At 32.1% G+C, this 26,107-nt stretch carries 21 protein-coding genes; 2 read left to right on the top strand and 19 right to left on the bottom strand.

Annotated features, from left to right (window positions below; translation table 11 throughout):
• Positions 1–9: 9 nt before the first annotated feature.
• The 3 genes from CLOCEL_RS23080 to CLOCEL_RS08150 all read right to left on the bottom strand — a co-directional run bounded on the left by CLOCEL_RS23080 (position 10) and on the right by CLOCEL_RS08150 (position 5,231).
• Positions 10–4,026: a pectate lyase family protein gene (locus CLOCEL_RS23080; RefSeq protein ID WP_013291684.1), complete on the bottom strand. Its 4,017-nt coding sequence runs from the start codon at positions 4,024–4,026 to the stop codon at positions 10–12.
• 367 nt (positions 4,027–4,393) lie between these two features.
• Positions 4,394–4,630 (bottom strand): hypothetical protein, encoded by a 237-nt coding sequence (locus CLOCEL_RS08155; protein ID WP_157629734.1) that lies wholly within the window; start codon positions 4,628–4,630, stop codon positions 4,394–4,396.
• Between the two features lie 310 nt (positions 4,631–4,940).
• The gene (locus CLOCEL_RS08150) at positions 4,941–5,231 is read right to left on the bottom strand and encodes a hypothetical protein (RefSeq protein ID WP_029169300.1); all 291 of its coding nucleotides are present in this window, start codon (positions 5,229–5,231) and stop codon (positions 4,941–4,943) included.
• A 492-nt stretch (positions 5,232–5,723) separates the two neighbouring features.
• Here CLOCEL_RS08150 and CLOCEL_RS08145 point away from each other — a divergent pair, with 492 nt between their 5' ends.
• Both CLOCEL_RS08145 and CLOCEL_RS08140 read left to right on the top strand, forming a co-directional pair.
• Positions 5,724–7,211, top strand: a complete 1,488-nt coding sequence (locus CLOCEL_RS08145) for a nicotinate phosphoribosyltransferase (protein WP_010077424.1) — start codon at positions 5,724–5,726, stop codon at positions 7,209–7,211.
• A gap of 10 nt (positions 7,212–7,221) precedes the next feature.
• The gene (locus tag CLOCEL_RS08140) at positions 7,222–7,590 is read left to right on the top strand and encodes a hypothetical protein (RefSeq protein ID WP_010077425.1); all 369 of its coding nucleotides are present in this window, start codon (positions 7,222–7,224) and stop codon (positions 7,588–7,590) included.
• Between the two features lie 123 nt (positions 7,591–7,713).
• Here CLOCEL_RS08140 and ndk read toward each other — a convergent pair whose 3' ends face one another.
• The 16 genes from ndk to CLOCEL_RS08060 form a co-directional block, all read right to left on the bottom strand.
• Positions 7,714–8,118, bottom strand: a complete 405-nt coding sequence (ndk, locus tag CLOCEL_RS08135) for a nucleoside-diphosphate kinase (protein ID WP_010077426.1) — start codon at positions 8,116–8,118, stop codon at positions 7,714–7,716.
• A 482-nt stretch (positions 8,119–8,600) separates the two neighbouring features.
• Positions 8,601–8,966, bottom strand: a complete 366-nt coding sequence (locus tag CLOCEL_RS08130) for a RidA family protein (protein WP_010077427.1) — start codon at positions 8,964–8,966, stop codon at positions 8,601–8,603.
• Between the two features lie 217 nt (positions 8,967–9,183).
• The gene (gene purD, locus CLOCEL_RS08125) at positions 9,184–10,437 is read right to left on the bottom strand and encodes a phosphoribosylamine--glycine ligase (protein ID WP_010077428.1); all 1,254 of its coding nucleotides are present in this window, start codon (positions 10,435–10,437) and stop codon (positions 9,184–9,186) included.
• A gap of 184 nt (positions 10,438–10,621) precedes the next feature.
• Positions 10,622–12,127: a bifunctional phosphoribosylaminoimidazolecarboxamide formyltransferase/IMP cyclohydrolase gene (gene purH / locus CLOCEL_RS08120; protein ID WP_010077429.1), complete on the bottom strand. Its 1,506-nt coding sequence runs from the start codon at positions 12,125–12,127 to the stop codon at positions 10,622–10,624.
• 23 nt (positions 12,128–12,150) lie between these two features.
• Positions 12,151–12,762, bottom strand: a complete 612-nt coding sequence (gene purN, locus CLOCEL_RS08115; RefSeq protein ID WP_010077430.1) for a phosphoribosylglycinamide formyltransferase — start codon at positions 12,760–12,762, stop codon at positions 12,151–12,153.
• A complete protein-coding gene (gene purM / locus CLOCEL_RS08110) occupies positions 12,750–13,742 on the bottom strand; it encodes a phosphoribosylformylglycinamidine cyclo-ligase (protein WP_010077431.1) in 993 nt (330 codons plus the stop codon). Before purM ends, purN begins: the two co-directional genes overlap by 13 nt.
• 25 nt (positions 13,743–13,767) lie before the next feature.
• Positions 13,768–15,162, bottom strand: a complete 1,395-nt coding sequence (purF, locus tag CLOCEL_RS08105; RefSeq protein WP_010077432.1) for an amidophosphoribosyltransferase — start codon at positions 15,160–15,162, stop codon at positions 13,768–13,770.
• A 2-nt stretch (positions 15,163–15,164) separates the two neighbouring features.
• Positions 15,165–15,878: a phosphoribosylaminoimidazolesuccinocarboxamide synthase gene (purC, locus tag CLOCEL_RS08100; protein ID WP_010077433.1), complete on the bottom strand. Its 714-nt coding sequence runs from the start codon at positions 15,876–15,878 to the stop codon at positions 15,165–15,167.
• Entirely contained in the window at positions 15,878–16,357 is a 480-nt protein-coding gene (purE, locus tag CLOCEL_RS08095; RefSeq protein WP_010077434.1) for a 5-(carboxyamino)imidazole ribonucleotide mutase, read from the bottom strand. Before purE ends, purC begins: the two co-directional genes overlap by 1 nt.
• 21 nt (positions 16,358–16,378) lie before the next feature.
• Complete coding sequence (locus CLOCEL_RS08090) at positions 16,379–20,140, bottom strand: phosphoribosylformylglycinamidine synthase (protein ID WP_010077435.1); 3,762 nt, start codon at positions 20,138–20,140, stop codon at positions 16,379–16,381.
• Between the two features lie 448 nt (positions 20,141–20,588).
• Positions 20,589–21,518 (bottom strand): DUF4097 family beta strand repeat-containing protein, encoded by a 930-nt coding sequence (locus CLOCEL_RS08085; protein ID WP_010077436.1) that lies wholly within the window; start codon positions 21,516–21,518, stop codon positions 20,589–20,591.
• A 3-nt stretch (positions 21,519–21,521) separates the two neighbouring features.
• On the bottom strand, positions 21,522–22,178 hold the full coding sequence (locus CLOCEL_RS08080; RefSeq protein WP_010077437.1) for a permease prefix domain 1-containing protein: 657 nt from the start codon (positions 22,176–22,178) through the stop codon (positions 21,522–21,524).
• Positions 22,159–22,512 carry a PadR family transcriptional regulator gene (locus CLOCEL_RS08075; protein ID WP_010077438.1) on the bottom strand — a complete coding sequence of 118 codons (354 nt, stop codon included), beginning with the start codon at positions 22,510–22,512 and terminating at the stop codon, positions 22,159–22,161. Before CLOCEL_RS08075 ends, CLOCEL_RS08080 begins: the two co-directional genes overlap by 20 nt.
• A gap of 187 nt (positions 22,513–22,699) precedes the next feature.
• Positions 22,700–23,665, bottom strand: coding sequence for a diaminopimelate epimerase (dapF, locus tag CLOCEL_RS08070; RefSeq protein ID WP_010077439.1), 966 nt, complete (start codon positions 23,663–23,665; stop codon positions 22,700–22,702).
• A 23-nt stretch (positions 23,666–23,688) separates the two neighbouring features.
• Positions 23,689–25,464 (bottom strand): M3 family oligoendopeptidase, encoded by a 1,776-nt coding sequence (locus CLOCEL_RS08065; protein ID WP_010077440.1) that lies wholly within the window; start codon positions 25,462–25,464, stop codon positions 23,689–23,691.
• A gap of 282 nt (positions 25,465–25,746) precedes the next feature.
• Positions 25,747–25,938, bottom strand: a complete 192-nt coding sequence (locus CLOCEL_RS08060) for a hypothetical protein (protein ID WP_010077441.1) — start codon at positions 25,936–25,938, stop codon at positions 25,747–25,749.
• Positions 25,939–26,107 lie beyond the last annotated feature (169 nt).

The following is a 26,107-nucleotide window of genomic DNA, read 5'->3' as shown; positions in this document are numbered from 1 at the left end:
ATTTATATATTAGCTAAGAAGTTGTTTTTTAAGTAAAGCTAAGTCTATTGCATTTATTTTTCCATCTTTATTCATATCTGCTACAGTCATATCAGCTCCACTAGTATCTCCACTTAAAATTAATTTCTTAAGGAATGCTAAATCTATAGCATTTACTTTTCCATCTTTACTTAAATCACCAACTAAAGGTGTTGTTGGTGTTGTTGGTGTTGTTGGATTTGTTGGATTTGTTGGATTTGTTGGGTTTGTTGGTGTTGTTGGGTTTGTTGAAGTAGTTGATGCACCAAAAACAGCGCCCTTTGTATTATATGCACTTGTAGGAGCTATCATTAAGAAACCTTGAGTATTAACTGTTCCATCAGCATTTCTCCATAAAGTATGAACATCAGCACCTAATGCAGGTGATTTTATGCTTACAAAATCTGCTGCAGTTACTCCAGCTGTGTTTAATGTTCCTTTTGTAGCAGAAGCAGTTGAGTTTACGTTTTGTGTATCGCCTATTAAATAATACTTTCCACCATTTTGGAAGCTACAATTTGTCGCTACACCAATATATTTATCACTTGATACTTTTGTATTGCTGAAAGAAACTAGGTTTTTAAATATATTGTGAGAAGTAGCTACTCTTGCAAAGTCGAAGTTTGATTTTCCACCATCAGCTTGGCTATTATTGAATGATGTACAATTTTCAACAGTTATTGTTCCTGGATTTGAATTATCTGTAAATCCATGATTCTTATTTTCAAATGAGATACAGTTTATAACTGCATGATCATTAGCTATACCAGAACCGCCTAATTTAAATCCATTACCATCACTATTTGCAGTGTATTGTCCAGCTGTTGTTTGTCCATTTCTAAATGCTATACAGTTTTTCATTGTTACTGCGCCAATAGGTCCAGTTTCTGTCTTAGCATAAAGATCCCAACCATCATCTACGTTGTTATATGATATACAACCATCGAATACGTTTCCAGTTCCACAAGTTAACTTAGCAGCAAAACCATCAGCATTTTCGCCAGTTGCTGTATCCGAATTATTGAAAGATGTACAATTTAGTATTAAATTGTTTGTTGGCCATAAATCAATAGTTGCAAGGCTTGATGCTCTTCTACTGATTTGTAAACCAGTATCTCTGTTAGCTTCAAAAACACAATATTCTACTATGTTGTTATTACCACATACAAATACGCCATTATCAGCAGCACCAGTTACTCTGACACCATATAAATGCCAATAATTTCCTTCCATTTGAATTCCTCTATCATTTTTGCTTGGATCAGCCATATCATAAGACTCAGCTGAGAAATCAAATGTTACCTTTGCTCCTTGGCATGCTTTTATTGTCTTGTAAGCAGAAGCAGTTCCATCATTTCCTACAGGAAGTGTTAATTGCTTACTGAATGAATATGTACCATCCATTAATAAAATAGTACCACCAGCTTTAACATTAGCAATTGCTGATTCAATAGCCATTGGACTTTCTTTTGTTCCAGTACCTGCTGAAGTAGCTGTTGGTGAACAATAAATTGCATTAGCAAATTCCGAATCTGCTTTAGAACCAATTCCAGTTGATGTTCCATGAGTTCCAGTTGTTCCTGTGCTTGGAGTTGTTGTTCCTGTACCTGGTGTTGTTGTTCCTGTACCTGGTGTTGTTGTTCCCGTACCTGGTGTTGTTGTTCCCGTACCTGGTGTTGTTGTTCCCGTACCTGGTGTTGTTGTTCCCGTACCTGGTGTTGTTGTTCCTGTACCTGGTGTTGTTGTTCCACTAGTTGATGATGCAGTAACTTCTAAATAGTAGAAATTGATACCACCACCGTCATTAGCGAAAATCTCATATGTTCCAGCACTTGGAATATCAATAACATATTCATTTAAAGCTGAATAACCAATAGTTGTTGAGCTTACAATAGTACCACCTTTTGATAAAGCTAAAGGTCTATCAGCTGAACCACCACTTATAGCATGAACGATAAGTTTTCCACTATTTGCTGCTGTGAATTGTATAGATCTCTTTCCTTCTGCACCTGTTCCATTTGTCTTAAGACGTAATGTATATGAATTACCTGCACATTCCTTACTACTGCTATCAACTGTAAGTGGATATGTAGCTGATCCAAGAAGTGTAAAGCCATTAACAGTTGTTGATGTTGTATAAGAACCTGCTGCTATATCTGAAGTCACATTTAACTTTTGAACTGTTGTACTTGGCGTTGTTGGTGTCGTTGGTGTCGTTGGCGTTGTTGGCGTTGTTGGCGTCGTTGGCGTTGTTGGCGTTGTTGGCGTCGTTGGCGTTGTTGGCGTTGTTGGCGTTGTTGTTCCACCTGTTGATGCAACTAAAGGAGATTGATAACTCTTAATTTTAGCCATTAATGCTGCATCAATAGTATCATTTGTATCATCTGCAGTAGTGAATTTCCATATGAAATCTCCACCCTCTACTCTTCCTGCATAAGTTGTTACAACATTTTTTACATCCTCAACTGCATCTGGTTTATAACTGTACATTATTGAACTTGTATCAAAGTTATTATATGTAGTTCCTCCACTTACAGTTTTATATGAGCTTGGAACCGCTTCATTTCTTGTTGTAGCTAGGTATGCATCAAATTGAGTTGCATCTTCTGATGAATAAACAAGTCTTTTAGCACCTTCAACAGTGTTGTTGTATGCTTTAATCATACCGCCAGCTTCACCTGAGAAAGTTCCTTCTGGATCATTATAAATATCACTACCTTGTAATGATGTCAACATTGGATATTTACAATTTCTAAAATAGTTATTTTCTACGAAAGCAGAACTACCTTTTGTAACCCCAACTCCGTATTTTGCATTTCCATCAAAATAGTTGTTATATATGTGAATTGTACCAACTCTAATACGAGGATGTCTTGAATCTGAATGATCAAACCAATTATGATGATAAGTTACGTAGAAGTTTTCTGTATCATTCATACCACAAAGTGAACATTTTCCTGAATCATAGTAGTGATTATATGCAATCGTAACATATGTAGACTTGCCTTTTACGTCAGATGATCCATCACCTTTTACTTGGTCTGCATCACTACCTGCTGATCCATAGAAAATATCGTTGTTATGGACCCAAATATTATCGTTTCCAGTGTCAAGAGAGATTCCATCATCTGGGAATAACATGAATCCTAGGTTTCTTATTTCTACATTGTGCGCATCTCTAACAAGCATTCCCCATTGATATGCTGTAGCATCATCTCCAACACCTTCAAAAGTAACGTTATATATTCCTTTTAATTGTAGATATCCAGTGCTATTAAGACCAGTAATATCTGAAGCCTTAATTTGACCTATCACACGGATAATAAGTGGACGCTTATCATAAGCCTTTTGGCGTTTTGATAAAATATCAGCAACACCTTTGCAAGTAGTAGTAGTTCCATTACTACTTGTTATTACATCTGCTGTTACTGTACTTGCAGTATCAGCTGTAATGTATACAATTTGAGCGTTGCTTGGTATAGTACCATCATCATTATATCCACCTGAACTAGTTTTTGCTGGTGATTCTTTAGCGAATGCAAATCCTTCTCTTACATGACTCTTAACACTAAGAGTTGAAGTAATTGCTTGTGCTGAAGCCACCTCAGAATTATTTATAATTGGTACTACCTTTACTACATAATCTCCTTGTGCAAGACCTAATACATCTGCTCTGAAATACGTAGGATATTTTCTAATTAATTGGCTATCTATTTTTTGATATCCAGAATCTGAAGCAGTTGCTGATTTGTAATAAACATTATATCCACTTGCACCTGCAACAGCACTCCATTCTACATGAGCTGATTCTAACCAACCATTGCTCTCTAGTATATTCACTTGAGTAGCTGTACTTTCTGCTGCTTCTAATGCTGCAGCAAATACACTATAAGTTTGAGAATTAGCATTAATTAATGGTGTTACTACCATTGATGATGCTAGTGCTGCTACCAGAACTCTTTCTGGAACTTTCTTCATTCGCTTGTTTCCTTTTGATCTCTTTTTCATTTCTTAATCTCCCCTAATAACTTTATTTATGTTAAATATGGGAACGTTTCCTACTACTTTGCTAAAATATAATCTCTTAGTTAAAATATATTTAACACAACTATATTATTACATATAAGTATAAATAATGTCAATGCATGTTGTATACATGTTTCATATTTTTTCATTTTTTTTAAAATATTATAACTTTATACTTAAACCACAGCTCCTTCCGTTATATTTAAATTACTTTTTTATATGAAAAATAGTCATATTTCTATTAAGCTTGGTCTTAATTTGTTCAAAACTTAAAAACTTAGCTAAATTTAACACCGTAAAAAAAATAAAAGTGACTACGGAAAATTATAGTCACTTTTGAAAAGCTATATTATTGTATTGTTAATGACACTAAAGTAGTTTTATAGTTTTCAATACTAGCCATTAATGCTATGTTAACATCAGATTTCACATCGTCTTCAGCTGTAAATTTCCATGTAAAGTCTCCACCTTCTATTCTTCCTGCATAAATAGTTATATTGGTTTTTACATTTCCAACAGTATCTGATTTATAACTATACATTGTTGCACTTGTATCAAAGTTATTATATGTAGTTCCTCCACTCACTGTTTTATATGAACTTGAAACTGTTTCATTTCTCGTTTTAGATAAATATGCATCAAATTGAGCTGCATTTTCATTGGTACATACAATTCTTTCTGCACCTTCTATTGTATTATTCTATGCTTTAATCATACCACCAACTTCATCAGAGAAGCCTCTTACTGCACCATTATAGATACAATTACCTTGCAGAGAACTTAACATTGGGTGTTTACAATTCTAAAATAGTTATTTTCTACAAAGGTATGCAATTGTTATAAAATCTTATAGCTTTACATCACTAGAACCATCACTTTTTACCTATAAACATCCATTAGATTTTAATGTTTTCATATTCTTCACCTACCATCCGAATAATACGATGTGTTTTATCATAACCTCTTTTATAAGTTGTTAAAATATTAACAAGACCTGTGCAAGTGGTTTTACTTCCTTTTGAATTCGTTATAACATCTAACTTTACTGTATTTACAGTGCTCACTGTTACATATATAATATTTTCATTTGTTGGCACAGTACCATCATCATTATATCCACCTGATCCTGTTTTCATTGGTGATTCTTTATTTTCATTTGATTGTTTACATTTACTCTCTTTTTTCATTTTTTATATCCCTAGCTAATTTTATTCTATGTTAAACATAAAACCGTTTTATTCAAAATCTTCTAAGTTATATATTTTTAGTATTAATATATACAAATTAAATATATTTTTTCATATAAGTATATCTATTGTCAGCATTCTTGTATACCTATTATCTCTTTGTTTTTTATCTTAATTCCAGTTTTAAACTTTCCCCTTTCTATCATAGATAGTTCTTGCAACCCAATAATTAAGATATATACTATTTTAATTATATATTCTTCCTAACTTAAACTAGTATACTAAAAATACCCTTTTATAACTCAATATTAATATTTCAAAAATATCCTCGATATTTTTAAGCAAATTAAAATTCACTTATATAATTAAATAAATCATATTATCTTTTTTTCTGCATTGTATTCATCAAAAAAAACGGTTAAACTATATTATATTGTAAAGTGTTAACATAATATTTGAAGATACATAATTATATTTTTGAGAGGAATTATTATGGAACTAGTTAAAAACTTTAATTTAAGAAATGAAAGAAACCTATCTATGCTCGTAGATTTTTATGAATTTACTATGGGTAATGGATATTTAAAAAATGGATATGCCAATGAGATCGTATATTTTGATATGTTTTTTAGACGGGTTCCTGATGGCGGTGGCTATTGTATAATGGCAGGAGTTCAACAACTAATAGAATATCTTAGCAACTTAAAATTCACTGTTGAAGACATAGAGTATCTAAGAACTAAAAATATTTTTGCTGAAGAGTTTCTAGATTATCTAAAAAACTTTCAATTTACTTGTGATGTTTGGGCCGTTCCTGAAGGATATCCAGTATTCCCAAATGAACCCTTAGTTACAGTAAAAGGTCCTGCAATTCAAGCTCAATTAATAGAAACTATGGTGCTATTAACTATTAATCATCAAACCTTAATAGCAACAAAGGCTAATAGAATCTGTAGAGCTGCTAAAGGTAGACCTGTTATGGAATTTGGTTCAAGGAGAGCACAAGGCTACGATGGTGCAATTTATGGAGCTAGAGCCGCTATAATTGGTGGATGTTCCTCAACAGCTTGTACTATTTCGGACCAAATGTTTGGAATTCCTGCTGTTGGTACCATGGCTCATTCTTGGATACAGCTTTTTGATGATGAGTATACAGCTTTTAAAACTTGGGCTGAAACTTACCCAGACAACTGTGTATTCTTAATTGATACATATAATGTATTAAAATCTGGTATTCCTAACGCTATCAAGGTTTTTGACGAAGTCCTAAAACCTCTTGGCAAGCGTCCTAGCGGTGTAAGAATAGATAGTGGTGATATTACTTATCTTTCAAACAGATGTCGTGAGATGCTTGATTCTGCTGGATATAACGATGTTAAAATCATAGTTTCAAACTCTCTTGATGAATACATAATTATGGATGTATTATCACAAGGAGCTGAAATCGATAGTTTCGGAGTGGGTGAAAGATTGATAACTGCTAAATCTGAACCAGTTTTCGGTGGTGTATATAAACTTGTTGCTGTAGGAAGCGATAATAAAATAAAACCAAGAATTAAAATCAGTGAAAATGAAGAAAAAATAACCAACCCTGGTTTTAAAAAAATATATAGAATTTTTGATAAAAAATCAAATAAGGCTATTGCAGATTTGATAACTCTTCACGATGAAGTAATTGATGAATCTAAACCACTTACTATATTTGATCCAATCTATACTTGGAAAGTTAAAAAGCTTACAAACTTTTATGCAAAAGAACTTTTAGTTCAGATATTTGATAAAGGTAATCAAGTGTATGAATCTCCAGAAGTAATAGATATAAGAGAGTTCTCGATAAAAGAGACAGAAAAACTTTGGAAGGAAGTACTTAGGTTTGAGAATCCTCATAACTATTATGTTGATTTATCTCAAAAATTATGGGACCTAAAACACAATATGTTAAGAGGCTTTACTGAAGAGTTCAGTAGCAAAGAAAATTAAGGAGAATATTATGAGAGATACAAGATTTGAAATCAGTGATAGAGCATATATAGAGTTGCAAACCTTACTTAATGAGCATATTGAATACTCTTACGTTAACTTTAGATCAATTTCAAGCTGTTGTAAACCTAAAGTAGATATAATGCTTAATGATACTAAATCAGAAGATGATATAGTGATCACCTATAAAGATTTACAAATCACTTTTTCACCTAATGATTTTAAAGATATAAAAAGTATAACATTAATATATGTTGATAATTTTGAAATAAAGATTGATAAATTTGATGATATAAAGAAAGATTGTGCAAATTGCTCATCTAAGGGTTCCTGTGGCTCTAAAACTACAAATGGCTGTGGTGGTTGTAAATCTTGTTAATTGCAGATTTTAGGCTGAATTTAGAAATAACTAAATTCAGCCTTTTCTATTGTTTTATACTATAAACAAAACCGAATATTATTTCTCTTACGCAGTCAATCAAATCATTTCTTAGTTTTTTCATTATTTGCAATCAAACCAAATGCTAATTTCGCGCTCAACATTTTCGGTATTTTCTGAGGCATGAACTAAGTTTCTTGTTCTATCTATGGCATATTTTCCTCTTATACTAGCACCCTCAGCTTTCAATGGATCCTTATCACCATTTACTTTTCTTATAAGTTCAATGGCATTTTCACCTTCTAAGATCATTGCAACAATTCTATCCTCTGTTAAATAATCAATTAGTTCTTGAAAGAAAAATTTCCCCTTATGTTCTTTGTAATGTTCCTCAGCTTCTGCTTTTGAAGGCTTACACATTTTCATATCTGCAATTCTTAATCCTTTATTTTCGAATACTGTTATTATCCTACCTATCAATCCTCTCTCTACTCCGTCAGGTTTAATTAACACCAATGTTCTTTCCATAAACATACTCCTTTACCCATTATTTTGGAAATTAATATTATACTTCTTTCATTATAGACATCTAAAGAAAAAAAAATACCAAACAAATGATTATTGACCAAAAGCGTAGTTGAAATGAAAATTTTCCCACACGTTCTTAGTCCTATTATAAATTATTTAACTGAATTTTAGAAGCACAAAATTTTTACAGTATATTTTGACAAAATAATCGAGTATGTAGTCCCTAAATAACTTATTAATTTAATTAATTTTGTATGGAGAAAATATTTTACGCTATGCTGTTATAATTAATTTTTTTGCTCTTAAAATTTATACGAAGGATTGAAGAATAATATTCCAGTTATCTTTTTAAACTAGTTTTCATTAAGAATAATGATATGACGTATTTTATTCAAGGTAACTCATCAACGAGTTACCTCATTCCACGTTTTAAGAAAGTTAAAAATTTTTCTTCTTTCTATATATATACTTATCTTTATAAGCTAACCTTTAAATGCTATAGCATCAAGTTGAAATTGAAGTCCCTCTTCGCCACCACGATGAGCAAACTCTGTTTGTATTGATTTTCGAGCTGGATACTTACCTTTAAATCTCTCTTTAATTACCTTTTCCATCACAGGTATATTCCACACATCTCTAAACAAGCATTCAATTTTTACCACTGATTCTAAAGTTAAACCGATTGATTCTAGTCGTCTACTCAAATGGTCAAAGGCACCATTAATTTGATTTTCTATTGGCTGACCAATGTTACCAACACAATAACTTATAAAAACAAAATCACCAGCCTCAACAATTCCAGAATGTCCCCATTCTTCGCTTACGTCACTTCTTATAATTTCTCTCATCTAACTTCCTCCTTCTATATTATATAAGAATGTATCTTTTTATAGTTTATTACAATTATATATTGTATGGATGGATATATAAATAACTTCATACACCTTTAATATCATCTATATCTGCTTCATCAATTTACTATGAAAGGTATTATTAATTATTAATTATTAAGCTACCATTGCAAACTAAAAATGCTGTGTAGATCAAACCCTACACAGCATTTTTTTAGTTTTGAACGTTTCCTATATCTTTTCTATAGTACTTATTTTTGAAATCTACTTTATTTACATCTTCATAAGTGGCAGCTCTAGCAGCTTCTAAGTTTTCTCCTACATTAACAACATTTAAAACTCTTCCGCCATTTGTATATACTTTGCCATCCTTTAAAGTAACTGCAGCTCCAAAGTACTTACCATTTACCTTATCATAACCTGTGATTTCAAAACCTTTTTCAAAAGTTCCTGGATAACCCAAGGAAGCAAGAGTAACACAGCAGCTATGTTTGTCTTCCCACTGAATATCAGCACCTTCTAATTTTTCTTCTAAAGCAAGCTCGATTATTTCAAGTAAATCAGTCTTTAAAAGAGGAAGTATACATTGAGTTTCAGGGTCACCCATTCTGCAATTATATTCTAAAAGATAAACGCCCTTTTTATTTACCATTATTCCAAAGAAAATGATACCTTTAAAGTCAAAACCTTCTTTTTGAATTCCTTCTAGGGTTGGAGCCATTATTCTTTCTTCAAATTCTTTTTTAACTTCATCTGTATAATAAGGATTTGGAGCTATAACTCCCATACCACCTGTGTTAGGACCTGTTTCACCTTCGTATATCTTCTTATGGTCTTTAGAAGATAAGAATGGTACTATTGTTTTTCCATCAGTTATTGTTAATATAGATGCTTCTACACCTTCTAAGAACTCTTCAATTACTACAGTTTTTCCTGCGCCTTTGAATACATCCTCTTCCATACATTCTCTTAAAGCTTTTTCTGCTTCTTCATAGGTTGGAGATATGTAAACACCTTTACCCGCTGCTAAGCCATCTGCTTTTATAACGATTGGGAAATCGCATTTCTTTAAATGTTCTATACTGTCTTCTAAGTTATTAAAAACTTGATAATCAGCAGTTTTTACATTATATTTTTTCATAAAGTCTTTAGCAAAAGATTTACTTCCTTCAAGCTCAGCTCCAGCTTGTGCTGGTCCAAAAATCTTTAAGTTATTTTTCTTAAATAAATCTACTACGCCTTGAACTAAGTAAACTTCTGGTCCAACGATCGTTAAGTCAACTTTATTTTCTAATGCAAAGTCCTTCATTTCTTCTATTGTATTTAAATCAACATTGACACATTTATTTTCTATTGCAGTACCACCATTTCCTGGGGCACAGTATATTTTATTTACCTTATCGCTTTGTGCAAGCTTCCAAGCTAAAGCATGTTCTCTTCCACCGTTACCAATTATCATTAAATCCATAGTATTTTCCTCCTTATAAGCTTCTCCCATAAATATATTCCATAAAAGCTTCTTAATAGATACTAAATCACCTAAACTTTTTTCATGCATAATATTTTTATATAATGTACTGAAAATTTATATTCTGTTCATCATAGAAAAGGTGCTGCCATTGATAATGTAAACAGCACCTTTTCAGTGTTAATTAGTGTTTGAAATGTCTTAATCCTGTGAATACCATTGATATGTCGTTTTTATCACAATTCTCTATTGATTCGCTGTCTCTAACAGATCCACCTGGTTGTATTATTGAAGATATTCCGTATTTTGCAGCTTCTTCAACGATGTCACCAAATGGGAAGAAAGCGTCTGAAGCTAAAATTGCTCCTTCTGGATTGTTTGATCTCTTAAGAGATTCTTGTGTAGGCCAGATTCTATTTACTTGACCTCCACCAATTCCAAGGGTAACTTGATCTTTAGCAATAACGATAGCATTTGATTTAACGTACTTAACTACCTTCATACCAAAGATTAAATCCTTCATTTCTTTATCTGTTGGAGCTTTCTTTGTAACTACCTTAGTTTCTTCAATTAATTTATCATCAGCTGATTGAACAAGTATTCCACCATCAACCTTAACTAATTCTTTGCTTAATTGAGGTTTTTCATCACATTTAATAACTCTTAAATTCTTCTTAGTCTTTAATATTTCTAAAGCATCTTCGTCAAAATCTGGTGCAATTACGATTTCTAAGAATATCTTTACAAGTTCTTCTGCAGTTGCTTTATCTACAGGTCTGTTTATAGCTACTATTCCACCGAAAATTGATGTTGGGTCACATTCATAAGCTTTCATGTAGCTTTCATATACAGTTTCCCCTATAGCTACTCCACATGGAGTATTATGCTTAACTCCGCAAGCAGCTATTTCATCGAACTCACATACTACCTTCCAAGCAATATCCATATCTTTTATGTTATTGTAAGAAAGTTCTTTACCATTAAGCTGAGTAAAGTTTTTCATAGCACCTTTTTCAGTAGTTGAAACATAATAAGCAGCGCTTTGATGAGAATTTTCTCCGTATCTTAAATCCATAAGCTTCTTATAAGAAACTGATAGATACTCTTCGTTTCCATCTCCTAGCATAAAGTTGCTGATAGCAGCATCATAAGCACTAGTTAAATTGAACACCTTACCTGCTAATCTCTTCTTAAATTCGTAATCCACATCGCCTTTTTCTTCGATTTGAGACATTACTTCTGCGTAATCCTTTGTATCTGAAATTACTATAACGTCTTGGAAATTCTTAGCTGCAGATCTTAACATTGTTGGTCCACCGATATCTATAAATTCAACCTTTTCTTCAAAGGTTATATCTGCAGTAACTTTTTCAAAGAACGGATAAAGATTTACAATAACCATATCGATTGGAGTTATTCCTTTTTCCTCTATCTTTGTCATATGTTCTTCATTATCTCTTATCGCAAGAATTCCACCGTGAATATATGGATTTAAAGTCTTAACTCTGCCATCTAGCATTTCTTCAAAGCCAGTTACTTCTGTTACATCTATAACTTTGATGCCATTGTCCTTTAGGAACTTAAAGGTTCCACCAGTTGAAACTATTTCTACTCCTTTACTTTCAAGGAATTTAGCCATTTCTAATAGACCATCTTTATAAAAAACACTTATCAAAGCTCTTTTAATCATATTTCACACTACTTTCTTTTTTATTATCCTTTTATAGACACCTTTCGGCCATCAATTTGAACTCTTTCTTCTGAAAAAAGCTTAACAGCTTCCACTATAGCTTCATGCTCTTTTACAAGGATTCTCTCTTGAAGCTTTTTAGCGTCGTCGCCTTCCATTACTTCTACTACCTTTTGCAGAATGATAGCACCTGTATCAGTACCTTCATCTACAAAATGGACAGTGCAACCTGATACCTTTACACCATATTCAATAGCCATTTCATGGACCTTGATTCCATAAGCACCCATACCACAGAATGAAGGAATCAAGGAAGGGTGTATATTAATTATTCTATTTTTGAATTCTTTTATAATATCGCCTTGAAGTATAGATAAGTAACCAGCTAATACAATGATATCGGCTTTTCCTTTTAAGACTTCTAAAATCTTATCTGATAACCCCTCTTTATATTGCTTTCTATCAAATGACATCACAGGTATATTATTAAGCCTTCCTCTTTCTAAAGCATAAGCCTTTTCATTATCTGTTATTATATAACTGATTTCAGCATTAATTTCTTTATTGTTTACTGCATCTATTATGGCTTGAAGGTTCGTACCGCCCCCGGAGGCTAATACTGCTATTTTAAACATACACCTTCTCCTTCTTCAACATAACCGATCTCATAGCTATTTAAATCATATTCCTTTAATAATGACATAACCTTAGCTGCATCTTCCTTAGCTACGCACATAATGTAACCTATACCCATGTTATAAGTATTGTACATTTCTTCTTCCTTTACGCCGCATTCCATAAGATATTTGAATATTGCTGGAACTTTATAACTAGCTTTGTTAATAACAGCTCTTTGGTTTTTCTTGAACATTCTTGGAATGTTTTCTATGAATCCACCACCAGTTATGTGAGCCATACCTCTTACTTTTACTTTTTGCAGTATATCTAATACTGGTTTAACATAAATTCTAGTAGGTGTAAGTAAAGTTTCACCTATTGGTGCTCCATTAAAATCTATATTTATATCAGGAATTAATTTTCTTACAAGTGAATAACCATTTGAATGTACTCCTGATGATTCTATACCAATTAAAATATCTCCGTTTTCGATATCGCTTCCATCTATGATTTCATCTTTTTCTACAACACCAACAGCAAAACCTGCTATATCATAATCTCCGTGTTTATAGAATCCAGGCATTTCTGCAGTTTCTCCGCCAAGAAGAGCGCAGTTACTTTGAAGACAACCTTCTGAAACTCCTTTTACAAGGTCTGCTGCTACTTCTGCTTCTAATTTTCCGCAACCAATGTAATCAAGGAAGAATATTGGTTTTGCACCATGGCATAGTATATCGTTAACACACATAGCTACGCAATCAATACCAACAGTATCATACTTTTTCATTCTTATTGCTATTTCAAGCTTTGTTCCAACTCCATCAGTTCCAGAAACAATTACTGGATTCTTATATTGTCCAAGCTCAAACATTCCTGCAAAAGATCCGATAGAATTTAAAACTCCTGGAATTTGAGTCCTTTTAGCATGTTCCTTTATCATTGAAACACTTCTGTAGCCTTCTTCAATGTCAACTCCACTTTCTTTATATAAACTCATAACCTCTATACCTCACTTAGCGTCTTTATTTTTGAAACTGTTCTACTGGTGTTGCCATTGGATAAATACCATTAAAGCAACCTAAACAAAAATCATTACTTCCACCAAGGGATTTAACTAAATCTTCAATAGTTAAAAATCCAAGGGAATCTGCTCCTATCATTTCTCTCATCTGCTCTGTACTAGCCTCTGAGCCCATTAAATCCTTACGATAAGGAGTATCTATTCCAAAATAACATGGATAACCAACCATCGGTGATGCAACTCTAAAATGAACTTCTGTAGCTCCAGCTCTTCTTAATATTTCAATAAGTCTTTTTCCAGTTGTACCTCTTACGATAGAATCATCTATTAAAACAACTCTTTTACCGTTTACTATTGATTTAAGAACATTAAGCTTAACTGATACTGCTCTTTCTCTCATTTCTTGAGTTGGAGCAATAAAGGTTCTACCGATATATTTGTTCTTTATAATGCCCATTTCATTTGGAATTCCGCTTGCCTTAGAAAAACCTACAGCAGATGCTAAACCTGAATCTGGAACGCCAATTACTACGTCCGCTTCAACTGGGTATTTTTCATATAACTCCATACCAGCTTTTACTCTTGCTTCATATACATTGATTCCATCAATAACGCTATCTGGTCTAGCAAAATAAATATGTTCAAAAGAACAAGATTTTCTTGGAGTGTTTTCAGCGTATTTTATTGATTTGATACCATTTTCATCAACTATTACAACTTCACCTGGCTCAACGTCTCGAATTATTTCTCCACCTATACTTTCAATAGCACAACTCTCGGAAGCTAGGATGTAACTTTCTCCTAGCTTTCCAAGGCACAATGGTCTTATACCATATGGATCTCTAACTCCTATAAGTTGCTTTTCTGTAAGCATTACAATAGCAAAAGAACCTTTTATCGCTTGAATAGCATCAACAAGTGCATATTCTAAGCCTTTTTTGTTTTGTCTTGCAATAAGATTTATTATTACTTCTGTATCGATAGAGGTTTGGAATATTGAACCTGAATCCTCTAGCAAACCTCTTATAACGTCTGCATTTATAAGTGTTCCATTATGAGCTATTGCTATTGGGCCTAGTTTAAACTCACTCATTAAAGGCTGTGCGTTCCTTGAAGTACTTTCTCCACTAGTAGAATATCTTACATGACCTATAGCACTATTACCACTTAATGTGTTTAGTAGTTCTTCATCAAATATGTCACTTACAAGGCCCATCTCTTTATGAATAGATAGCTTTTCGCCGTCACTTACAACAATTCCAGCACTTTCTTGACCTCTATGTTGAAGAGCGTAAAGTCCATAATAGGCTAAATGTGATGCTTGGATTTGTGTTTTTGAGAATATCCCAAATACCCCACACTCTTCCTTAAGTTTATCTTCATCATCTATCCACATTATTATTTTTCCTCACTAATTCTATTTAAGATTTCAACGTAAGCAGCTTTTACATCTCCAAGATCTCTTCTAAATCTATCCTTATCTAACTTTTCTCCAGTAATTGAATCCCAGAATCTACAAGTGTCTGGTGAAATTTCATCAGCTAGTAAAACTTCTCCGTCAGCAGTTTTACCAAACTCTATTTTAAAGTCGATTAATGAAATGTTTTGTTTTGCAAAGAAATCTTTTAAAACTTCGTTTACTTTTGCTGTCATTTTATAAATTTCATCTAATTCTTCAAAAGTAGTAGCTCCGATACCTACAGCATGATGATCGTTTATAAGTGGATCACCTAGTGAATCATCTTTATATGATAATTCGAAAACTGTTGTTTTAAGCTTGTAGCCTTCTTCAAGACCAAGTCTTTTAGCCATGCTACCAGCAGCTACATTTCTTACTATAACTTCAAGTGGAATGATCTCAACTTTTTTACATAATTGATCTCTATCATTTAATTTTTTGATGAAATGAGTTTTTACACCGTTCTCTTCTAATAATTTGAATATAGCAGAAGTAATTGCGTTGTTTAATACTCCCTTATCCTCGATTTCACCCTTCTTTTCTCCATTAAAAGCAGTTGCACTATCTTTATAGTGAACTATTACCTTATCCTCGTCTGCACATCTATATATTTGTTTTGCTTTTCCTTCATACATCATTTCTAATTTTTCCATTATAGTTCCACTCCTTCTCCATTTTCTTTTATAAAGTTTTCTTTCATAGTTTTTCTGAAAGCTAAAAGTTTTTCTCTTATCTCCGGATATTTAACGCCTAGTATTTCTACTGCTAACATACCAGCGTTATAACTGTTATCAATTCCAACTGTTGCAACTGGGATTGATTTTGGCATTTGAACTATTGAATATAGAGCGTCTGCTCCATCTAGAGCACCATTTATTGGTACACCAATTACTGGCAACACTGTTTCTGATGCAATAACTCCTGGCAGATGAGCTGCAAGACCAGCACCTGCAATAATGCATTCGAAGCCATCAGCTTCTAATTCTTTTAAAACTTCTCTTAGTTTTTCTGGAACTCTATGTGCTGATAATACATAAGCCTTATACTCTATTCCGAATTCCTTTAATGCATTAGCTGCACCTCTCATTTTATCTGTATCTGATTTACTTCCAAAAATAATTGCTACCTTCATGCTCTTAACACTCCTATTATTTTATTTAAAATAGTTAACACCTGATAAGAATATCTTTTGGTCTTTATTTCCTGAAATATTTTTAGCTATATTAGAACCTATTCTTTCGCTATGGCCCATCTTTCCGAAAACTCTTCCATCTGGGCTTGTTATACCTTCTACAGCGAACATTGAGCCGTTTGGATTAAATGGACTTTCCATTGTTGCATTACCTGACATATCAACATATTGAGTAGCGATTTGGCCATTTTCAAAAAGCTTACGGATTAATGCTTCGTCGCCAACAAATCTACCTTCACCATGTGAGACTGCTATGCTATGGATATCTCCAAGTTCTACGCTATTAAGCCAAGGTGAAAGCTTTGATACAACCTTTGTATTAACCATAGTAGAAATGTGTCTACCAATAGTGTTATATGTTAATGTTGGATCTTTCTCATCTAAATCTCTTATTTCTCCATATGGTACAAGTCCAACCTTTATAAGTGCTTGGAATCCATTACAAATACCAAGAATTAATCCATCTTTATTATTCAAATGATTCATTATAGCATCCTTAATCTTAGGATTTCTAAGTACTGCTGTGATGAACTTTCCTGAGCCATCTGGTTCATCTCCTGCACTAAAGCCACCTGGGAACATTATTATCTGAGAAGCCTTTATTTGCTCAACCATAGCATCAATTGAAGCATTTATATCTTCATTATTTCTATTTCTGAATACTAGAATCTCAGCTTCTGCACCAGCTCTTTCAAAAATTCTTGAAGTATCATACTCACAGTTGCTTCCTGGGAATACTGGTATTAAAACCTTAGGTTTAGCAAGCTTAATAACTGGAGATGCTTTCTTTTCCACTGCACTTAACTTGTCGATTACTGGACCTTCTGCTTTTTTAGTTGAAGGGAATATTCCTTCAAGGACAGTTTCCCATTTGTTTTCTATATTTGAAAGTGAAATTTCTTCACATTTATAAGTTATTTTATATTCTTCAGTAGTAGTTCCTAGTTCAAGGAAATCAAAGCCTTCTAGTAACTTAACATCTTCTTCCTTTAACTCTAGAACTATTGAACCATAGTTTGAAGCTGCTAACTCTTTTAAAGATACATTTTCATTTATCTTTATTCCAATAGCATTACCAAAACTCATTTTTGCAATTGCTTCAATTACACCACCAAACTTAATTGCCATTGATGATAAAATCTTTCCTTCACAAGCTAAGCTATAAACCTTTTTCCAAATTCTCTTTAATCCATCGATATCTGGCATGTTATTTTCAAGCATGCTGTGTGAAAGTAATATAACCTTGCTATTAGCTGATTTAAATTCTTGTGATATTATGTTTTCAGACTTTTCAGTAGCAACTGCAAAGGTAACTATTGTTGGAGGAACAGTTAAATCCTTAAAGGTTCCTGACATACTATCTTTTCCACCAATTGCAGCAGTTCCAAAAGATTTTTGAGCATAATAAGCACCAAGTAAAGCACTAAATGGTTTTCCCCATTTTTCTTCGTCCTTACCTAATCTTTCAAAGAATTCTTGAAGTGATAATCTTGCTTTTCTGTAATCTCCGCCCACTACAACTACTTTAGATAATGCTTCGATAACAGAATATATTCCACCTAAGAATGGATTCCATGAAGTCAAGTATGGGTTATAACCAAAGCTCATTATAGAGCAAGTATTTGTTTCACCCTTTAACACTGGTATTTTTGCAACCATCGCATCAGTAGGAGTTGCTTGTTTCTTACCACCAAAAGGCATTAATACTGTTCCTGCACCAATTGTGCTATCAAATCTTTCACTTAATCCCTTTTGAGAAGCAACATTTAGTTCTGATACTCTATTAACTAAAAGCTCCTCTAAAGTTGCAGATTCACTTACTGCTTCACTTGTTACAAAGAAGTTGCCTTCTTCACTGATTTTAGAAACCTTAGCTTTTATATGTGCTGTAACACCATTTGTATCTAAGAAATCTCTGCTTATAGAAACAATGTTGTCACCTTTATAAAGCATCTCAACTCTTCTATTTCCAGTAACTTCTGCTACAACTGTTGCTTCTAGGTTTTCTTCATCACAATGTTCTAAGAATCTAGGAACATCTTTTTCTTCGATTACAACAGCCATTCTTTCTTGAGATTCTGATATTGCAATTTCAGTTCCGTCTAAGCCCATGTATTTCTTTGGAACTAAATCTAAGTTTATCTTAATTCCTTCTGAAACTTCACCGATTGCTACTGATACACCACCAGCACCAAAATCATTACATCTTAATATCATTTTTGCCACTTCTGGATTTCTGAATAATCTTTGAATCTTTCTTTCTGTTAAAGCATTACCCTTTTGTACTTCTGAAGAGCAAGTATCAATAGATTTTTCAGTATGTTCTTTAGATGATCCAGTAGCACCGCCACAACCATCTCTACCAGTTCTTCCACCTACTAGAACAACTTTGTTGCCACTAACTGGTGTTTCTCTTATTACATTTTCTTTAGGCGCAGCTGCTATCACAGCTCCAAGTTCCATTCTCTTAGCCACATAACCTGGATGGTAGATTTCTGTTACTTGACCTGTTGCTAAACCAATTTGGTTACCATAAGAAGAGTACCCATGAGCTGCTCCTATAGTTATCTTTCTTTGTGGAAGCTTACCTTTGATAGTTTCTTCAATTGGAGTTCTAGGATCTCCGCTTCCACTAACTCTCATAGCTTGATATACATAACTTCTTCCGCTTAGTGGATCTCTTATAGCTCCTCCAATACAGGTTGCTGCTCCACCAAAAGGTTCAATTTCAGTTGGATGATTGTGAGTTTCATTTTTAAACATTAATAACCATGGTTCTTCTTTACCATCTATTTCAACAGTTATATTAATGCTACAAGCATTTATTTCTTCTGATTCGTCTAAATCATCAAGATAACCTGTTCTCTTTAATTCCTTCATTCCGATAGTTGCTAGATCCATTAAAGTTTGAGCTTTAGGTTTATCTCCATAGACAAAATCTCTTGATGCTTTGTAAGATTCATATATTCTCTTTATTTCTTCGTTATATGGTCCATCTTCGAATTCTACCTCATCAATTACTGTGCTAAAGGTTGTGTGTCTACAATGATCTGACCAATATGTATCTATAACCTTTATTTCAGTTATTGTTGGATTTCTTTTTTCTGTATTTTTGAAATAATCTCTACAGAATTTTAAATCCTCGATAGTCATAGCTAAACCACGTTCTTCTAAAAATGCTTTTAAAGCCTCTTCAGAATAATCATTGAAACCTTCTAAAACTTCTACAGCTTCTGGCTCTTCTACCTTTAACTCTAGAGTTTTTGGTTTCTCTATATTAATTTCTCTTGAATCAACATTATTTATATAGTAATTTTTAACTTTTTCAATGTTTTCCTTTTCAAGGTTTCCCTTTAGAATTATAATTTTCGAACTTGTAAGATTGAAAGAACTGTATCCAGCAATAATCTGAATACACTGAATTGCAGAATCTGCTCTTTGGTCATATTGACCTGGCAAGTATTGAACTGCGAAGGCCACTTCTCCTTCATTAAGGATTATGTTTTCTTCGTATATATCATCTACGTTCACTTCTGAAAGTATAAGGTTTTTAGCCTTTTGATAAGTTTCGTCATTTAATCCTTCAATATCGTATCTATTGATGATTCTAACGGCTTCTAAGGAGGTAAGATGAAGATTTTCTCTTAAGTCCTTCAATAGTTCCTTGCTTTCGCCTTGGAATTGCTTCTTTTTCTCTACAAATATACTTCTAATTGAGTTCATAAAGCACCCTACCTTATTCAAATTTACGAACATTTTTCTTTTCATTTTAATTATTGTTCGTTATTATTATATAACATTTTTCCACTTTTTTAAAGACTCTAAGATAATTAATACTCAATATTATCATATTCGCATATATAGTTATTATTTATTGCATTTTTATCAATTAAACACCTTCGTTACAAATGATTTATTACCATGAAATTTCATGTAACAATTGCACTTAACTTGTATTTTTTTATTTTTTCCTTTATTACATTTTAGAATACAATTTTCTCAAATACTAAAAGGTATGTCTCAAATCTTTAAATAACTTGAAACACACCTTTATATCAATATTTGCAAGTAAAATTTCAAAAGGCATATTCTCAGTAATAAGAATATGCCTTTTGTCTACAGTCTGAAATATATATTTTTTTATTAGTTTTTCTTCATTTCTATCATATAATTAGTCTTGTGAAATATTGATATCTCCAGAGGAAGTTTTCGCAATAATTTTTTTATACGGTTCCTGTCCAATTTTAGCAGTCGCTTCATTTTCATTTTTTCCTTTATAATCTAGTGCTAGATTTGAACTTATATCCCCTGAATTACATTTTCCTTCGAATTGAAAACTTAAGTCTTTTGGAACTCTTATATTTATATCACCAGAGGTCGCTTTTATATCTGCATACTCATCAATCTGGTTATAAATTACATGTATGTCTCCAGAAGAAGCTTCTATATTCCCTGTTCCTGCAAGAGACTTAATATTAATATCTCCAGATGTACTAGAAAATTCATAAGAACCTGTAACTAAATCATTTATCTCAATATCACCAGAATGAGTTTCCATAGAAATTTTATCTACAAGTATGCTATTAGAACTGATAAAGTCTCCTGAACTTTGTTCTACGTCTAAACTTTGTACTTTTAATTCCGTTTCTACCTCAATATCACCTGAGGAACAGTTTATTTTTAAATTTTTCTCATATTTTTTAGGAATATATACTTCTATCCTCTCGTTGATAGTTCCAAAATGAATGCCAATACTTTTTTGTCCTTTATTTATTTCAATAGTATTACCACTTTTAGAAATAGTAAACTTTTGTTCTTCATCTAATTGCTTGTTAGATTTTTGTATTACTTTTAATTCTTCATCATCTGTAGCGTTTATTATTACATTTCCAGATGAAAAATTTACTCTAATGTTTTCATATTTATCTAGGGGAACTTTTTCTTCTTTTTGAACTTTAGCTCCACTTAAGCTTAATCTATTAAAAATAAACATATCACCAATTCCTTTATCATTTTTTATTGCATAAATTAAAAATCCAGTTAAGACAATTGCAATAGATAACCATATTACTAGTAGAATTTTTTTTAATGTTCTGTTCATAGCTTACTCCTTTAACTGAAAGGCTAATGTTATAGCTTTCTCTATTGCAGCACCAATAATAAAAATAATCCAAGAGAGATTCCAAATATCAAAAGCGAAGCTTATTAGTAAATACGTTGCTACTATAGAAATCCAAAGTATAGATTTAATTGAACTGATTATCTGGTTTTTGTTTTTATTTGCAGACTTCCACTCCTTAAATTCTTCTACCATTGTATCATTTTCTTTAACATACTTTGGTCTTGATACAGAGCTATATATAATAAGACCAGTAGCTATTGCATCAATAGTAAGCATAAGTGATATAGAAACAACCTCATCTATTCTAAACACTTCTACACATAGCAATAAAATCACTACTCCAAAAATATACAATCCTACTGAGATCGCTAAAGTTAATGCATACTTTTTTCTATCTCTTTGTACTTCGTCGTAATTATCATCATATCCATCTTTAATTCCATTTATCAATTCATCGATGTCGCCGATACCAGCGATAACAATGTTTATGGCTTCATCTTCACTTTTTCCACAGTTAATCAGATCATTATATTTATCAATGATATTAGCTAAAACTTCTTCTCTAAGTTCTTTAGTTCTACGAGTATTAGGCGCATTTTCAAAAAGCTCATCTAATCTCTTATTCAGCTTGTGATACATATTCATTACCTCCACTTATTAAACTATCAATTAATTCTTTTGCTTCTTTCCAATCACTTATATTCTGTTTTAGTGCTTCTCTACCTAGTGGGGTAATGGAATAATAACGTCTTCTAGCACCAGTGGTTTCATCCCCCCAATAAGATATTATAAGCGAAGACTGTTCAAGTCTTCTAAATGCTGAGTATAAGGTTGCCTCTTTTAATTCGTATTTATTGTTTGTTTTTTCTTGAATTGATTTGTTTATCTCATAACCATAACTATCTTTCTCAGTCAAGTGAGACAATATTATTGTTTCAGTATGTCCTCTTATTATATCAGATGTTATAGACATAATCTCACTCCTTTCTCACTTTCTTACTTATATACTAACTCAATATACCTCGCCTGTCAATGTATATTCGATTAATATATACATTGCAAAATAATTCATATCGACATTTCTATATTATGCTTTAGATTACAGCTAAAAAAACTATGGCTATTAACGTCTTGCCGTTAATTAGCCATAGTTCTTTTATTTATTTATTTATAATATTTTTTGTATAAGCTAAAAACTCTTCGTAACATTGATTTTCCTTTGTGAAGTATTCCCTTTCACCTTCACTATAATTAAAGTTTCTTTCAATAGAAATAGTACTCTTATAGATAAAAGTAGCGTTACCTCTCATCATAACTCTGAAAATACCATCCTCATTTTTAGTAACCTTACATTGTATCATTCCGCCGTCATTGTATACATTATATGTTTTTTCGTTAATTCCATGTTTTAAAAGCGTCGCTATACTTGAAGATACCATTCCTGTTCCACAAGATTTAGTAAGACCAACTCCTCTTTCATAAGTCTTAACATATATACTATCTTCATCTATCTCTTTAACATAATTTACATTTACACCTTTAGGAAGCAGTTCTTTTGTATCATTTGCCTTTATTCCTACAGCCTTAAGCTCCTCTTTCTCTATTTCTTCAACAAAAGAAACTAGATGTGGATTTGTTATACTTATTGCAGTAAATTCCCTTATATCACTAAGAGCAGTAAGTTTTTCAAAGAAAAGATTTTCTTTTTCATAAACAAGTGGAAGAGAATCAACATTAAAATCTATTGAATCTATAGTAATTTCATCAGTAAAAACTCCCTTATATATATCTTGGACCTTTTCTACTAAATACACTGCCTTCATAGTTTCAACAAGGATTTTATTTTCTCCTGTTGTTTCTAGAAGAAACTTTCCAACGCATCTAAGACCATTACCACACATTTCTGCTTCAGATCCATCAGAGTTTATTATTTGCATCTTTCCAACGCATTTCTCACTTTTTTGTACAAAAAGTATCCCATCTCCGCCGATTGCTTTTTTTCTATCACAAAGCTTAATAGCTAAATTCTTTCTATCTTCCTCAGTAAAATTATAATCATAAGAAATCTCATCAATCAAAATAAAATCATTGCCTGTTCCATGGCATTTTATCATTTCTATAAACATGTTAACCTCCAAAACATATGTATTTAAATATACTCTTCACTTAATTCTATAAATTTCTCAATATCTTCTTCGATGATTTTGAGAGAATTAGTCCAAAATTCTTTATTTGTTATCTCTATATTAATTTTCTTTGTTATATCTTCTATTTTCATTTTTCCAGTATTCTTGAGCAAAACATCATAATCTAATACAAATTCTGTACCTCTTTTTTGATACTCTGCATATAATCCCTTAGAAAACAATAGTCCAAATGCATAAGGAAAATTATAAAAACTCAATTCACCAGAATAATAATGTGGCTTACACACCCACATATAACTATGAAGATATTCAGAATCAAGTCCCTCTCCATAAGCTTCCTTTTGAGCTTCTATCATTGTTTCTTTCAGTTGCTCTACACTTAATGAACTTGTTTCTCTTACCTCAAAAACTTTACTTTCAAAAATATATCTACTTAAAATATCTATTATAATTTGTGCTGAATCACTTATTTCTTGTTCCAAGATAAACAGAGCATCCTTCTTTACCGCTTGTTTAATAGCAGCTTTTTTAACGATAGTTTCACAAAAAGTCGAAGCAGTTTCAGCTATAGGCATAGGGTATTCACTGTTTAAAATTTCTTCATCTTTTAAACATTCACCATGATAACCATGCCCTAACTCATGTGCTAAGGTTATAACTCCAGAAAAATTCTCCCCAAAGTTTGTTAAAATACGGCTTTCACCAATACAATGAAGATTTGCACAAAATGCTCCTCCAACCTTTCCTTCCTTTGGAAGAACATCAATCCAATTTTTCTCAAAAGCTTTTCTTGCATAATTTCCTAGTCTATCACTAAAAGTATTAAAGTTCTCTATGATAAACTTTTTTGCATCTTCATAAGAGAATTTTAAGTTACTTTCCCCTATCGGAGAAAAAAGATCATAAAAAGGTAAGCCATTTTTATGTTCTAAAATTTCAGCTTTTCTCTTGAAATATTTCTCAAACATTTTCTTACTGCTATTGATAGCTGCTAACATTGCATCTAAGGTTTCTTTTTCCATTCTTGATTCAATTAATGTTTCTTCCAGTGGGGACTTATGACCTCTAAGTTTTCCAACAGTTAAAACCTCACCCTTTATAGCATTAATAGCCATAGCAACAGTGTCTTCGATTTTCTCGTAAGCCTTAAGTTCTCCTTCGTATGCAGCTTTCCTTACACTTGAATCCTTATCGTAAGCCAAATCTCTAGCAACGCTTAAAGGTACAACCTTCTTTTCATCTCCTTGATTAATTTCTACCATGAGAGAAGATGTCAGTGTTGAATGTAGCTTTTCCCAAGTGCTAGACCCAGTATTTTTCATCTTAGCAATAATAACTTCTTCTTCCTTTGAAAGGAGATATTTATTCTTTTCCTTAAGTTCTTTTAAATAAAACTCAAATTCTTTTAAATACTCAGAGTCTTTTATCAATGAATCTAAATCATCGATATTCCCTATGTAATCAATAAAAATCGTTTTAGCTTTAGTAGTATCGGAAAGCTTTTTCTCTAAAACATCCATATACTTTGCTGCAAGTGTATTTTTCGTGTCAACGCTAAATACCAAACTGCAGTAATCATAAAGCCTTGTTACTATCTTTGTCATCTCTGAATTTAATTTAATATAGTTTTCAATATTCTCTTTTGTTTCACTGACATGAAGATTTTCTGTTAAATGGTTTAATTTTAATATAAAACCATCTACTTTTTCCATATCCTTACTAAAATCTTCACATTTAAAAGAAGAATATAATTCTTCCAAACTCCAATCTAACGTCATCCTCTTGCCCCCTAATTAAGTACTAATTATTGGTACATATTGTTATTTTTTTATTATACCATTGATTCACATCCTTGTGAACTCCTACTGTATGTACAGCTTAATATATCTTATAGCTTTATTCAATAGTCTTCTCTTTAGATTATACATGGATTATTTTAAATTTGCATAAAAAAATTTATTCACCATTAAAGTATATTTGACTAACCTAAATAAAATTCTTATTTTTTATTTTTCTACAAAAATAAAGTGCTCAAATATAGCATTGAGCACTAAAAACTTCTATGGTTTTGATATATGTTTTTCACTTTCTTTATATCCATTTTTATTAGTTTCAAAAGGGCTATCATTCAAACCTGGTGTTTCTAAAGTCTGAATTATTTCATTTCTAGGATGATAGCTTTGACCTTTAGAACCTTTTTGATCCCAATTCTTCCTATTCTCATTACTTAATGTATCTCTATCTTTAATCATATCTTCACTCCTCTTCAGCTTAAATGTTACTTCCTAATATATTATCTCCTGTTATATAAAAAAATATATTACTATCCTTATAAAAATAATATTTCATTCAATTTAATTATATGTGCTATACTATTTTGAATTCCCTTGTTATTTATGCTATAATATTTGCAGTTTATAC

The sequence above is a fragment of the Clostridium cellulovorans 743B genome, assembly GCF_000145275.1.
GTDB lineage: Bacteria > Bacillota > Clostridia > Clostridiales > Clostridiaceae > Clostridium_K > Clostridium_K cellulovorans.
Note: the sequence above shows the minus strand (reverse complement) of the source record. Positions and strands in the feature narration are given on the sequence as shown.